The sequence below is a fragment of the Candidatus Woesearchaeota archaeon genome, assembly GCA_030651135.1.
Classification (GTDB): domain Archaea; phylum Nanobdellota; class Nanobdellia; order Woesearchaeales; family JACPBO01; genus JACPBO01.
Window position 1 is genome coordinate 120,710 of record JAUSCS010000006.1, and the last position, 13,930, is coordinate 134,639.

14 protein-coding genes are annotated in these 13,930 nt (G+C 38.2%); 6 read left to right on the plus strand and 8 right to left on the minus strand.

Annotated features, from left to right (window positions below):
* Positions 1–75 precede the first annotated feature (75 nt).
* Positions 76–279 (plus strand): hypothetical protein, encoded by a 204-nt coding sequence (locus Q7J54_00900; GenBank protein MDO8740111.1) that lies wholly within the window; start codon positions 76–78, stop codon positions 277–279.
* Here the strand turns inward: Q7J54_00900 and Q7J54_00905 are convergent.
* Positions 264–1,274 carry a DHHA1 domain-containing protein gene (locus tag Q7J54_00905; GenBank protein MDO8740112.1) on the minus strand — a complete coding sequence of 337 codons (1,011 nt, stop codon included), beginning with the start codon at positions 1,272–1,274 and terminating at the stop codon, positions 264–266. The two genes, Q7J54_00900 and Q7J54_00905, sit on opposite strands and share 16 nt — an antisense overlap.
* A 97-nt stretch (positions 1,275–1,371) precedes the next feature.
* Here Q7J54_00905 and Q7J54_00910 point away from each other — a divergent pair, with 97 nt between their 5' ends.
* The 4 genes from Q7J54_00910 to Q7J54_00925 all read left to right on the plus strand — a co-directional run bounded on the left by Q7J54_00910 (position 1,372) and on the right by Q7J54_00925 (position 5,274).
* Positions 1,372–2,625, plus strand: a complete 1,254-nt coding sequence (locus Q7J54_00910) for a hypothetical protein (protein MDO8740113.1) — start codon at positions 1,372–1,374, stop codon at positions 2,623–2,625.
* A gap of 22 nt (positions 2,626–2,647) precedes the next feature.
* Entirely contained in the window at positions 2,648–3,850 is a 1,203-nt protein-coding gene (locus Q7J54_00915) for a radical SAM protein (GenBank protein MDO8740114.1), read from the plus strand.
* Positions 3,851–3,950: 100 nt separating this feature from the next.
* The gene (locus Q7J54_00920; GenBank protein ID MDO8740115.1) at positions 3,951–4,778 is read left to right on the plus strand and encodes a hypothetical protein; all 828 of its coding nucleotides are present in this window, start codon (positions 3,951–3,953) and stop codon (positions 4,776–4,778) included.
* Between the two features lie 262 nt (positions 4,779–5,040).
* A complete protein-coding gene (locus tag Q7J54_00925; protein ID MDO8740116.1) occupies positions 5,041–5,274 on the plus strand; it encodes a hypothetical protein in 234 nt (77 codons plus the stop codon).
* 80 nt (positions 5,275–5,354) lie between these two features.
* Here Q7J54_00925 and Q7J54_00930 read toward each other — a convergent pair whose 3' ends face one another.
* Entirely contained in the window at positions 5,355–5,609 is a 255-nt protein-coding gene (locus tag Q7J54_00930; protein MDO8740117.1) for a hypothetical protein, read from the minus strand.
* A gap of 114 nt (positions 5,610–5,723) precedes the next feature.
* Between Q7J54_00930 and Q7J54_00935 the strand changes: the two genes are divergently transcribed.
* A complete protein-coding gene (locus Q7J54_00935) occupies positions 5,724–6,068 on the plus strand; it encodes a hypothetical protein (protein ID MDO8740118.1) in 345 nt (114 codons plus the stop codon).
* A 130-nt stretch (positions 6,069–6,198) separates the two neighbouring features.
* Here Q7J54_00935 and Q7J54_00940 read toward each other — a convergent pair whose 3' ends face one another.
* The 6 genes from Q7J54_00940 to Q7J54_00965 form a co-directional block, all read right to left on the minus strand.
* The gene (locus tag Q7J54_00940) at positions 6,199–8,604 is read right to left on the minus strand and encodes an S-layer protein (GenBank protein ID MDO8740119.1); all 2,406 of its coding nucleotides are present in this window, start codon (positions 8,602–8,604) and stop codon (positions 6,199–6,201) included.
* Positions 8,605–9,409: 805 nt separating this feature from the next.
* Complete coding sequence (locus Q7J54_00945) at positions 9,410–9,580, minus strand: 50S ribosomal protein L37e (GenBank protein ID MDO8740120.1); 171 nt, start codon at positions 9,578–9,580, stop codon at positions 9,410–9,412.
* Positions 9,581–9,587: 7 nt separating this feature from the next.
* Positions 9,588–9,815, minus strand: coding sequence for an RNA chaperone Hfq (locus Q7J54_00950; protein MDO8740121.1), 228 nt, complete (start codon positions 9,813–9,815; stop codon positions 9,588–9,590).
* Positions 9,816–9,891: 76 nt separating this feature from the next.
* On the minus strand, positions 9,892–10,905 hold the full coding sequence (locus Q7J54_00955) for an NAD(P)/FAD-dependent oxidoreductase (protein ID MDO8740122.1): 1,014 nt from the start codon (positions 10,903–10,905) through the stop codon (positions 9,892–9,894).
* The gene (locus Q7J54_00960; GenBank protein ID MDO8740123.1) at positions 10,902–12,449 is read right to left on the minus strand and encodes a PEP-utilizing enzyme; all 1,548 of its coding nucleotides are present in this window, start codon (positions 12,447–12,449) and stop codon (positions 10,902–10,904) included. Before Q7J54_00960 ends, Q7J54_00955 begins: the two co-directional genes overlap by 4 nt.
* Complete coding sequence (locus Q7J54_00965; protein ID MDO8740124.1) at positions 12,446–13,930, minus strand: PEP-utilizing enzyme; 1,485 nt, start codon at positions 13,928–13,930, stop codon at positions 12,446–12,448. Before Q7J54_00965 ends, Q7J54_00960 begins: the two co-directional genes overlap by 4 nt.

Consider the following 13,930-nt stretch of genomic DNA (forward strand, 5'->3'; position numbering starts at 1 on the left):
CTTTATTTTATAAAACTTTTCATATTCGCGCTAAAAAACAAAATCTTTTTATACTTCCTTATCAAAAACGCCCTTATGGCGGAAAGAGATATACGGTCGCTTCAGAGGGAAAGAAGAAGGCTGGGCAGAACAATAAGGTCGCTTAAAAGAGAGAATATATTGAAAAGAGGCGATGAAGCTGCAAGGGGTAAAAAAAGAGGCGGATTTGGGTTTGTCTTTTTGCTTATGCTGATTGCAGTATTTATTCTGTGGTATTGGTTCTTTTATCTGAGAAAGTGATTGAAGTTCTCCATAAACCTTTCAAAATCCTTTTTCTTTATATTCGCTCCGCATGCCATCTCATGCCCGCCGCCATAACCGTCAATGCCGACAAGCGCCTTTTCGAGAACATCTCTCACATTTATTTTTGACGCCCTGAAGCTAAGCTTAACTTCTTCTGATCTTTCCCGCCCGATAACTATGATCTTCTCAGGATATTTGTGAAGGAAATAATTTGACAGCTCTTTTGTAAAGCTAATTTTGACATCTTTATATATACATAGGAAAGTCTTGCCTTCAGCTTTTGTTTTTAAAGCCTCTTCCAGCAATTCTTCATACTCTTTGTTTATTTTTTCATACTGATGATAGATGAATTTTCCCTGCGGCGTGCTCTGATCCAAAATCTCATAAGGCTCATTTATTCTCGTCAATATCTTTATGCATTTGTTGGCATTATCTGTGTCGCCTTTTATGACAAAGGAAAAGATTTTCATCAGCTCTCCAAGCTTTGTTTCAAACATTATCTTTTCAGGGTCTTTTATATTCTCGGGCAATAAGTCAGGATATTTTTCAGAAAATTCTTTAGCATATTCAGGATAAAACCAGTCAGCTGCTGCCCCTAATGTAGCAAGCCACAGGTCGCCACCTGCAGCTTTATAACAGATATACGTTACCGGGACATTCTTACCCTCAAGCCTTGGGTTAAAATAAATGATTTTTTTCTTTTCCAATGGCTCATGGTGATCAATCATAACTATCTTTGTCTTAACAGCATCTATGAACTCATCATCAATCATTGCAATATCCAGCACAAAGATCTTGTCTGGCTGATACTCCTCTACTTTTCTTATGAATTTGCTGTCAATCCTGGGCGTGGCTTTGACAATAATTCCTTTCCCTTCCTTTATGAACTTGTAAAACAGCAGAAATGAGCATATTCCATCTGCGTCATCATGGAAGAAAAACAGCGGCTTTGTGCAGCTTTCAAGCTCTTCTTTGATCTTGGCATAATCCATAGCATTATGAAATAGAGTGTTTATTTAAATATTTACCTTAGTTGCATTGGACATCTCTGCTGCTTAACTTTATAAACCCCAAAAGCATTCCCTCTTTATGAACATTCCCTGCATCAAGTGCAAAGGAGCGGATCCTCTAAACGCCTGCGGAAGGTCATTCTGCCCTATAATAGCCAAATCTGAAGCAATGTTTAAGGTAAAGGAAACCATGGCCACAGACAGCTTCTTTGGAAGCTCTCCTGCTCCATTTGTAGGCAGAGTGGGTTATCCTTTTGTCAACATCGGCATTTTGAGCCCACCTGAACATAGAGATGATGCCTGGCTTTTTGATGCTCCTAAGCATTGGGCAAATGAAAACTTCAGTATCCCTGAAATAATAGATTTTCGTTCTGCACTGATCAACTCAAGGTTTACAGCAAATGTAAGGGACAAAAGCAAATTCCTTGAAATAAGCCGGGAAGTCGGCATGGCTTCTAAGCCTGTTGATATTGAAGTCAAGCTGAAAGACAAGCCAAGGTTCAAATTAAACACAGACCCTTATGTTGCGCCAATGGGCCCAAATGCTGCATTGAAAAAGATTGAAATTACCGAAAATCCAAAGATTGACTTTAAAGTTGAAAAAGTTGTAGATGATTCTGATTTAAGGGCAGGCGATGCATTGATTTACCTTTACAAGCACGATTTTGATGAGAATTTTTTAAGCAGGTTATTGAGTGTTGGAACTTTAGGATTAAAGACGGACAGAAAAGTGGTGCCGACAAGGTGGAGCATAACAGCAACAGATGACAATATTGGAAAATTCCTAATAAATAAAATAAAAACATACAATCAGGCAGATTATTGCGCATATTTCGGAGGTTATCTTGGAAATTATTATCTGATTCTTGTATTCCCGGAAGTATGGAGTTATGAATTATTTGAAACTTATCTGCCAAGAGCATCATGGAACGTAAACAGCAACGAAACATCATATATGACTGATTTTGAGTCTTATGGTGGAAGAAAGAATTATGCCGAGAATACTTCAGGAGGATATTACGCAGCAAGGCTACCAATCCTTGAGAAGCTAGACGCGTTAAAAAGGCAGGCAAGCATACTTGTCCTCAGATTTATAACAGGCGAATATGCTGTTCCGCTTGGCGTGTGGGTTTGTCGCGAGAGTGTAAGGAAGGCAATGCAGGCAAAGCCCATTAATTTTGCATCAAAAGAGCTGATGCTAAAATATGCTGAATCGCTTGTAAAGAAGAAATTCGGATATGATCTGAACAATATTCTGAAAAACAGCATTTTATTGAGAAACTTAAAGAAACAAACGAAATTAAACAGATTTCTAACTGCACAACATTTATAAAAACACCGTAATTATTCTCCTTATGGCAACTTTAGCGTTTGAAAATCTTGAATTTCTGGAAAAAGAAAATGAAGTAGTTGTTAATTTCATGAAATACTTCTATTTTAAAATCGAAAAAGAAGATCTTGAAAAAATAGCTGATTTTAAAATAAATAAGAACAGCATAGATTTCGAGAAAATTTCTGAAAGCTCTGCATCAAATAAGTTCAATATTCTGCTTTCAAAAAAAATAACAGGATTGAAAAGCAAGATATCTGGCAATAAGACAATCTACATCCACAAAAACTCAGGCATTCCATTGATTGGCTCGAACAGCTTCGGCCTGGTTGACCGGGGAACATCATTAATAGAAATTAAGCCAATTACTGGCTGCAATCTTGGCTGCATATTCTGCAGCGTAAATGAAGGCATTGGCACAAACAAGGCTGTTGATTTTGTCGTCGAAAAAGATTACATTGTTGAGGAATTTAAGAAATTAGTTGCCTTTAAGGGCATCAAAGATATTGAAGCGCATATAAATGCGCAGGGCGAGCCGCTGCTTTACTCCAACCTTATAGATCTGATTAAAGATTTGAGAAAAATAAAAGAAGTTGATGTTATTTCAATGGACACAAACGGCGTTTTATTAAATAAAAAGCTTGTTGATGAATTAGTGGATGCAGGATTAACCAGATTTAATCTTTCTCTCGTGGCATTAGACAAGGAACTGGCAAAAAAGCTTGCAGGAACAATCTATGATGTTGAAAAAATAAAAGAAATTGCTCGCTACATAGCCAAAAAATCAGAATTATTGGTTGCTCCTGTTTTGGTGCCGGGCATGAATGACAGCGAAATACCAAAACTAATAGAATTCTGCAAGGAAATAAATGCAAAAATAGGCCTGCAGAACTTCCTTAATTACAAATATGGAAGAAACCCTGTAAAGGCAATTCCGATGGAGCTTTTCAGAAAAAAACTTGGAGAATTGGAATCAGAATATAACATAAAGCTTCTTTTGGCCAAAGATGATTTTAACATAAGGGAAACTAAAAAGCTTCCAAAGCCGTTTAAAAAAGGCCAGATAATAAAAGCAAAAATAATGTGCGAAAGCAGATTAAGGCAGGAAAAGATCGCTGTTGCTGACGAAAGATGCATTACAGCGCCAAACTGCAGCCAGGAGAGCGGCATTGTAAAGCTGAAAATAACAAGGGATAAGGACAATATTTTCTATGGCGGACAAGTTTAACACAACATAGTAGTGAAAACCGAAAGGTTTTTAAATAAAGCCATAAATCTGCTTCTATTGGGATTTTTTCTATTTGGAAAGATTCTAAGGTTTTTGAAAAATGAAAGAAATAAATGAGAGATGGCTGGCTAATGGATCGATCAATATAGGTGATATTACATCAAAATCCGCTTTGCTGGGCAAAGCCATAGATGACATTCTTAAAGAAGATGGCATTGAAAAGCCAACAACACACAGGATTCATAGGGAGATGGCGCGCATTTATAGAGGAAAACTTAATGATGCCATTAAAGATGATAGCTTCGTCAGAGCAGAAATCATAACGCAGACCATGATCAACTCTTACAATCCTGCAGAAATCATGTTTTGGTATGACAACCCCGATTTCAAAGATGAAGAAGACGGCGATTATCACCATAACAGTGCTGGGAAAGACAAAATAAAAAAGATAAGAAGCTGCGCTGAAGACCTGCAGGCAAGCTTAGGATCATTCGAAGATAAACTCTATGCAAAGCGCCCTTGGGAAACCGAAGGTATATTTAAGAAGATTATGGGGCATATATGCAAAACCGATGTAGAAACGCATGCTAAGGCTGTAAAAGATGATATTGTCGGAAGCGAGTATAAAGCATTTATTTCATCTATAGAAGACATCACATATGACGTAAGGCGAGCCATAGTAAGGAAAGAGGGCGGAACTTCAGATTTGAAAACAGCGCTAAATAAAATAGATGATTTACACAAGAAATATAATGAGAGATTTTTAGGGGAGAAATATCACGATGTCTGTAAAAGAACGAGGGTGGCGGCTGAGAAATTTCTAATAGATGTGGCGCTTTTGAGGACTGTGATCATGAGGTATTTGAATTATAAAGATGGTCAGAACTCTCTATACGAGGCGCGAATTAATAAGATGTATATTATGTGATGTAAACGAAATCATAGAACTCTGTATTATTTAATTTAACTAACCTTTAGACCTCTCTCAAGTTCTCATTAAAAATTAAAAGAAAAAAAGTTATCAAACCTTATTGCGCAGCTGCTACAGTTATGTCTGTCAAGCTTGTGCCGGTTACAGTTACTTCTGCTCCCTTCACTATGCGGTAAGAGCCCCATAATCTCTGAAATAGGCGAAAGGTTTATATGTATGTACACATTTATTATGCGTATATACATATGGAGGAATAAAAATGGTAACCATGACTTTAGCAGTCCCGGATGAATTAAGGCATAAAATGGAAACGTTTCCAGAAATTAATTGGTCCGAAGTAGCTAGGCAAGCATTTAATCTGAAAATCAGTGATTTGGAGTTTTTAAGAAAATTTAAATCCGAAAGCAAGTTTACGGAAGAAGGTGCTCTAAAGCTAGGTGCAGAAGTGAGTAGAAACCTCGCTAAGAGATTCGCCCAAAAAAGAGGCAATTAAATGGTTACTAATAAAGGCAGGTATAAATTATATCGTTTGACAGAATAGGATGAAAGGATAGTGAATATTATTGCTAAGCCCTAATCAATTAACTCTTCAATCTCCCTTATTTTCTTAGGATTCAGGCTGACTTCCAACCCATAATGAGTGGGTTTGGATAAAAGTATCTGCTCACTAAGAAGCTCTTCTATTGCCTTTTTAACCTCTCTGGAAACCCTTAATTCATTAGATAACCCTTTTGGAAGGTTATTGATGTTTGTATGCTTATGAAGCCACATTCTTTTTCTGTATAATTTCCTAACAATGAACTTTTTTATAACCTGCCTTTCATCCATGCAAATCTATGAAAAGGAGCACTCATATTTATAGTTTTCGTTTTGTAAACCATGGTTATTAAAATAGAAACATTTATATACTTTTCTCATTTACTTCGCGTTAAGGTGTTCAACTTGAACGAAAAACAAACAGAAATGGTGGAAGAGAAAAGCGTATTTGTAGAATACTTTGGAGATTACCCTTTGATTAGGGTGTTGGATTTCTTAATTTTAGGCAGGGACATGGATTACAGTATGACGGATATATGCGACAATTCATGTGTCGGTTGGACAGCCTTTTCCGATATATGGCCGCGTTTGGTTGAAAAAGAGATAGTAATCTTCACGAGAAAAATAGGAAATGCAAAATTGTTCAGATTGAATGTAAAAAATCCCTGGGTAAAAGAACTTATAAGGATGGACCACGTTATTACAAAATTGGAAACGGAAAAATTTATTTCTACAGAAGTTACAGTTTAGCCATATAACAAATTTTGTTTAATAATCGCAGTGCGCACCACCAAAAGCATTTCAGTTAACTGATCTTTAGTCTTCTCTCAAGTTCTCATTAAAAATAAAAGAAAAAAAAGAAAAAAAGGTAAAAACCTTTTTATTGCGCAGCTGCTACAGTTATGTCTGTCAAGCTCGTGCCGGTTACAGTTACTTCTGCTCCCTTCATGCTTGAAGCATACTTGCTCCACTGCGAAGCTACTCTGCTGGCTCTTCTTGTGTCTTCAGCATTGTATCCAGCAACTAGCATTGCAACTTTGCCTGCATTTTCATACAGCTTTACCATTGCTTTGCCTTCTGTGAAATCTTTGCCGCATGGGCTTGGACTTCCCATTATTGCTGCTGCTGCTGTGTTAGCACATGGTCCGCCTATAATGATGGCGTTCTGAGCTTTTATGTCAGCAACTTCGCTGTCTAGCTTGGCAGTTCCAACATTCCAAACATTGACTGTTTGTGTTGTAGTTCCGCCGCTTGTGGTTGTTGTTGCTGCAGTTGGTGCAACGAATACAGTATATGCTGTTGCTGCGGAAGGATATAACAACTCCAAAATATCAGTGTCTGTGTTGTACTTCACATATGTACCATATTGGGACATACCCCTCTGGTCATATGTGCTTCCAATTGTGCCCATCGCTAAACCATCTCCAGTAGGCGTAGCAACCTGCATATCATACTTGCTGTCTGCAATTTGGTTCAACGTAATGTTGATGTCGTTACCAGCATCACCTAATTTCTGGTTAGAAGTGCCAGCTGCAGTCAAGTTGTAGTAGTCTCCATCATTGTACTGTGTCTCTTGCGTAATGGTAATGTTGCAACTAACAACACCACTTACCCCTGTCAAGTTAGCTGGGAACGCTATCTTTTCCCCGCCTTTAGCATAAACGTAGTTCTGCAAAGCTTTTCCACCAGAAGATGTTGTGACGTTTATACCACTATTTGTGGCATTTACCATAACATTGTAGGTATACCCATCTAAGCTGAATGTTGACGAGTTTGTCGAATCCAAGCTTAATGTCAGGGTGTCACTGCCAGATGCTATGTCTTTTATCTTCACTTCAGGCGAACTTGAACCTGCATTTATCCTTTTTACTTGCATAATGTGCGAATAACCGCCTTGGTCGATTATGAAGTAATCGTTTTCTACCATTGCAATTTGTCCACTAGCAAAAGATAAATTTGTCCACAATTTATAGCTGTCTACTCCAAGATCACAGTTCGCAGTTCCACTGGTTGCTGTTCCTTTTAAGAACTTAGTGGAGTATTTTTGGCCTGCTTTGTTTGTGAACTCTATCGCTGCAGTATCTTCGCCAGTTGGATAGATCTTTATCACATCTCTGCTTGCGTCATCAAGTGCGGGTGTTGTCCCAGTAAAAGACCACTTGAATGTGCCGAATACAGGGTCTGTAAACGATTCACCGCTTTTCAGATATCTGAATTCTGGGTCCATATTGTATGGCTCTACTGCTATTGCAAGCTTCGTTATCGTAGAACCACTAACGCTTGCCACCACCGTTGTTCCATCTATGTCTGAAGATGCCATTCTTGCAGCTTCTCCATTTCTCAGTATTAACTTGTCTGAGCCGATGAACAATCTTACAGCGCCGCTTGTTACTGGTGTTGTATAAGCAAATATGTCTCTTACATACACTCTTATTCCGCCTAATACAACTACTTCGCCAGCTGTTACTGAAGCAGATTCTCCATTAACTTTGATTGTTGCAGTTGAAGTTGTTGTTCCTGTGTTTACACCTGTTACTTCAACCGAAACATCTGTTCCTGCAACTGTTACAGTTATAGCTTCTCCTGCAGAGAATGTTTGGTCTGTTCCGCCGCCGAATAATACAAGCCCAGTTGTGCTGTTTACAACTAATTCAGCATCAGTTCCTGCAAATGTATATTCTTTGCCGAATAATGTTATCAGCTTGTTGTTTAGCTTTGTTGTTGTAACTGCTGAAGGAAACTCTATTTGCGCGACATACTTTGCCCCGCTTGGCAAATTAAGATACACTTGAGGATCGTTTGATAATCCTGTTGGTGTTCCAAATGTAATTTTCGCTGTCGAGTTAAGTATGTTTATCTTTTGGTTATAGTCCCAAGCTGTGCCATCTTCATCTGTAATAGATCCGCTAGCCAATACCTTTGTCAAATCAGATGATGTCAGTGCTGTTTTAACAACACTTAATGTCTGGCCCAGATATAGCTTCTGTCCTGCTGTCTCGACTTTTACACCGCCTTCCAAAACTGTTGTTGTTGCTCCTGATGTTGTTGTTGTAATAGATGCTGCTTGCAATGCTGTTGCAACGTCAATAGCACCTATTATGTCTTCTGAAGACGCAGCTTTGCCAACTACAAGTAAGGCATTAAACTTTCCATCAGTCCCAATAAATAATGGGCTCGGGTACTGACTCAAGTCAGCTGCTGCTACTGCACCTAGGATTGTAGCGCCTAACATTGCTGCGCCGGTTCCTATTGCAGCGATCCTCTTTATTGCTTTTTTTACGTTCATGCTTAAACACCTCCGTGTTTTACTTAGCATTATTCCAAAAAGGGAACATCGTTCTCTTTTTTCACAAACTTAGATGGCTGTAGGAAGCTTGCTCTTCTGCAAACTATTCCTATTTCTAAGTTCTTATCATCTACAGTAAGGAACTAGTTTATAAACCTTTCGTAAGCAAAGGCACACTATAATCGTTAAACTTAGCGATAAAGCGTATCTCGTTAAAATTTTTAGTTTCTGGATAGTTGTTACCTACAAATAGAGAATCAAGAAAACATCCAAAAAACAGCATTTTCAAGCCCATTTTAAGCCACATAGCGCACCAATATTTTGTATATCAGTATACAAAAAATATGCGGAGTGCAGGACTTTCAGTTGCTCTGCAACATTCGAACCTGCGTAGGGACTGACCCAATAGGTGTCTTAATATCATTGGAAGCTGCTTCCTCAACACACCTAAGCTTGGATGATCTTTCGATCTCTATCCCGTTTGGCCACTCCGGCAACTCCGCATAGTACTGATAAAAACCAACTATTATATATAATTAACGCATTGGGGATGCTGAATTAATTGTTATTCTTGCTTAAGAAATTCCACAATAAGAATTACGTAGTTATTGCTTATTTATAAAGGTTTCCAATATATTGGAAACCCTTGGCTATTGTTTATAGTTCTATCAAAAACCACCATTCTCAGCTATATCTGATAATGAATATTCCAATCCTCTGCCCTCTATTAATAAGTCTAAAACTCTTATTGCGGGTGAATCTTCAAATGCTTCTCTAAATGCCATTTTCCCCAATGAGCCCTTATCTATTTCCCAGGCTTCTTCCAGTTATACTTCCTTAACCTGGCGCTTGCTCCATAGCCGCATGAGCTGCATTTGTGCTTGCTCATGTGAAATGTCCTTTTCCCGCATCTGCGGCAGTATATCATGTTCTTCTTGCCGCTCTTCTTGCCCATTGAAGCTGTTCCCTTGACCATTTTGACCTTATGCAGAACTAATCAGAATTATCGTGTCGCCTCTTACAAAGGCCGCTCCAATCTTTCTTTTGGTTTCCCCGGCTTCTCTTTCCTCAGCCTCATCAAGAACAACGTTAATGTGGATGTCAAAAGATCGTATAATGCCAACAAGCTGCTTTCCATTTTTCAGCTCAACTATTACTCTTTTATCGCGCCACTTGTTCAGCGCATCTAACGGCCTTGATTGCTCAATCATTTTTACCTCCAAAAAAACAAAATTAATTAAAAGCATGAAATTGGCAATTGTATTTAAATCTATCGAAAACTGACTGTTAAATCCAAGAAAACAGCTTTGCAAGCCACTTAAGGAATGCTCTTTTCCTTGCTGCCCAAAGCAGCATATTTATTTCCAGATCAAAGATGCCGGGTATTCTTTTGCCGGTTTCCAAAAGTTCCATCAGGGTTTCCTGCCTTTTCTTCATTTTTAAGATTTCTTCAATCCCCTTTGGCCCATAGTTTTTATCTAAAATAAGCTTTGCAGCATCTTCTGCGCTTTTCAATGCAAAATAAATCCCCTGCCCTGTAAAGCCAGAGGCAAAGCCGGCAGCATCTCCTACCAGGAATTTGTTCCCAAACCTGTATCCTTGGTAGTCGAAGTTTATAATAGCTCCTTTCAGCTTTGAGTTGTCTGCTTTAACATTGATTTTTCTGCAGAAATCATAAAAATGCTCCTTTAGGTTTTTTGGGCTGGTTGAGCCGGATCCTATTGATGTATAGCCTTTGTGTGGGAATATCCAATGGTAGCCAAGCCCATTTTCAAAATTTGTATACGCCACTAGCTCATTAAATTTCTTTTTTGTTGAATATTCTAATGTAAAATGAAGCCTTTTTGTTTTTAGGCCAAGATGTCTTCTGACAATTGAATTAGAGCCGTCTGCGCCAATAAGATATCTGTAAAAATATTTTTTATTGCCAGCTGTCACGAAATTATCAGCCACTTTGGAAACTTGTGAATTTTTCAATATCTTTGCGCCATTTTTTAAGGCGCTTTCCGCAATAATCCTGCATAATTTCTTTTTGTCTACTGTTATGATGAGTGGTTTTTTTGTTCCTTTGAACTCATATTTTTTATTTTTATGATTCAAGTATATTTTCCTGAAGTTTCTCTCAATTATGCGTTCTGGGATCAGCCTTAAATCATATCTTAAAACTCCTGCTGCGCATGGCTTAAGGCAGAAATCGCTGTCTTTTTCCAGAACAATGACTTTCTTTTTTCCTTTTGCAAGAACTTCCGCAGCTTTCAGGCCAGCCAAGCCAGCTCCAACAATGACAGCATCGTATTTCATCTTATCTTCTTAACAATTCCCTTTTCCATATCAATCTCAACAATATCCCCGCTCTTCAGGATATCTGTTGCAATTTTTGTCCCGATTATGCAGGGAATTTTTAATTCTCTGCTTATAATTGCAGCATGTGTTGTTATGCCGCCTTCATTTGTTATGATTGCCTTTGCCTTTTTCATCAAAGGAACAAATTCAGGCCTTGTCATCCCTGTTACAAGAATCTCCCCGTTGTTGAATGTGTCTTTGACAGGGTCAAAAACAACCCTTGCCTTGCCTTCTATAAGCTTTTCCCCATTGCCTATTGAAGCAATAAAGCCCTTTATAATGCCTTTTTTTGCTATTTCCTCTCTTTGTTTCTTGAAGAAATCCCGAACATCTAAAGCATCCTTGCCGTATAGCATGATAGTTTTTATTTCTTCCCCTTCCAGATATGAAAAGCAAGCAATATGCTCCCGCTTGCTAATCTCGTCCTTGCTGACTAATCTGCCGCTTTCCAATATTGCCATTACTTCATCAAATAAGTAATTATATGATTCAGATTTTTCAACATTAAACCTCTTTTCAATTTCATCAAATATCTTGTCAACTGAGAACACCAATCTTTGTATACTTTCTTTTCTGTCATCTTGGAATGTTGAAAAAAACCTGACCAAGTCAAAAAATAGCTTGGCATCCGGGTCTGGTCGGTAATTTTTATACACTGCATTTATTTCTTTTTTGGCAGTCTTGTGCTTATTCTCAAATTTGTTTATCTCATTTTTAATTGTTTCAAGGTTTTTTGCTTTAATCAGATCCGATATTAAATTTAAAAAATAACTTTCACTCAAATAAAATGCCTTAAGAAAGCTATTCTGAATCCAAAAATAATTTTTTGCATGCTCCTGGAGTTTTTTAAAGAAATGGGGAAATTTTTTAATTTCTTCAATGGAATTGCTTATAACTGCTTTCTTTAAATTTTCATTTATGAAAACAGCCTTGGCAAACTCCAAAAGAGCTATTTTTTCCTTTTCCAGAAAGCTTAATTTTTCAGGAGTGCTTAATATTCTGATCACTTCAGGCGCATCCTCTTTTTTTACTGCAGGCAATAGCTTTAAATAATCCTGCTCTTCCAGCAGGTCCATTCCTTCCATAATCAAGGAATAGCCGTATTGCCTTTTCATCAAAGAAAAAATCCTGGAAAACAGGTTTTTTAGCTGTGTATTTGTAAAATTTTGTATGCTCTTGTCTCTCATTATTTTAAAAATTTCTTTAATCTCTTTGCATACTTTTTCAAATTCCTTGTATTTTCTTATGAAATAATGCCTGTCTTTTTTATACATATCCAATGCCCACTTCAGCATATTTCTAGACTCATCAGCTGAAACCCATTCATAGCCGTAATTATTTGACAGATAATATGCTGAAAACGTGTAGAGTTTTCTTTTGTAGGCGTATTTGCCTTCCAGATGGCATGTCTTGGCTAGATCCAGTATTATAGGAGAGACCTGGCTTTCTTCCTCTTTCCAGTCATGCTCATTTAACACTTTAAAGATGTCTTCTTTGTTCATTTTATTATTTTGATTACGCCCTCGTTTGCATCGACTTCTATAAGCTGCCCGTCTTTTATTGCCCGTGTAGCTATCTTAGTTCCTGTTATGCAGGGAATCCCGAGCTCCCTGCTGATTATGGCAGCATGGCATGTGATCCCGCCTTCATCTGTGACTATGGCAGCTGCTTTTTTCATAGCAGGAACATAATCAGGCAAAGTCATTCCGCAGACAAGGACGTCTCCTTTTTTTATTTTTTTAATTGCTTCTTCAACCCCTGCGCATACTCTTGCAATGCCCTTTGCAATTCCAGGTGATGCAGGCTCGCCTCTTATTTCCACAAGAGCATAAGTTTGTTCAGGAGCAACTTTCTGTTTTATCATGATGGCATCATTGCCGCTCCATTGCGTAATCTCTTTGTTTTCTATCAGGACAGCAATGCCTTTTTTTCTTCTCTCCACTTCTTCCTTATCGAGGCCCTTCCCTCGCAATAATCCTTGAACCTCTTCATGCCAGAGCCATTCAAGGTCATCTGTTTTATAGTTCTTTCTTCTTGCGGTCTCGCAGAGCAGGACATGAGCCGCATATATCGTCTTAACCTGCATCTCTTTCCTTCTGTCATGCCACAATGCATATTCGTCAAATAATTTTATCTTGTATTGCAGTTCTTTTGACAATCTGTATTTTCTTGTCAGCTTGTTTCTTTCTTTTTCTGCATTTTTCGCATAATTTTTGATCTCTTTCAGGCGTTTTTCAATATCGTCTTCCTCGAGATGCTCTTTTATCATGCCTGCGAAGCTCTCTTCTGTATTTGGCTTTACGGTCTCCCATCCCAGGGCAGTCCACCAGAATCTGCTGACCAGAATTTTTAACTCGTTTACATCAGAATAGCCTCCTTTCTCGAATTTCTGTCTCAGCTTGTTGTTTTTCTTCAGCCTTTTTGCTGCCTTTAGCACAAGTTCCTCCTGGCCATGAACATAGCTCTTATGAACAGGCGCTGTCAGCTTGTTGTAGACTGAAATAAAAGCCTTTTCGCTTATGTTGTTCAGCTCTTTTCTCAGCATTTCTTTGAGAACTTCGACCGGATAAACATCAACAGCATCTATATCCACGCCAAGGAATGCTGATGCAGGATAAGCCTCTTTTTTCAATAAATCATAAAGCCCGATAAGCTGCTGGCTGCTTGATTTTCTTAGGTTTTTTTTAAGTATCTTATGAGAGACATTTATCGCCATCTGCCAGACTTTCTTCATCAGGCCAAAATATCTCTTTTTTCCTTTCTCATCATTTGTCTTTTCCAGGATGAGCCTGCCAACTGCATTTATCTCATCTTGGTCCCATGACCACCAGAGCTTCGGGCCCGTGTTTATATAGAAGACTGTTCCGAATATGGCGCCATAATATTTATGAATGTCTGTGCTTATGACCTTTAGAGTCAGATCTAATCTATGAAGAGGTATTGTTCCTCTTGTATAAATGAGCCAGTTATGGTTAAGATTCAT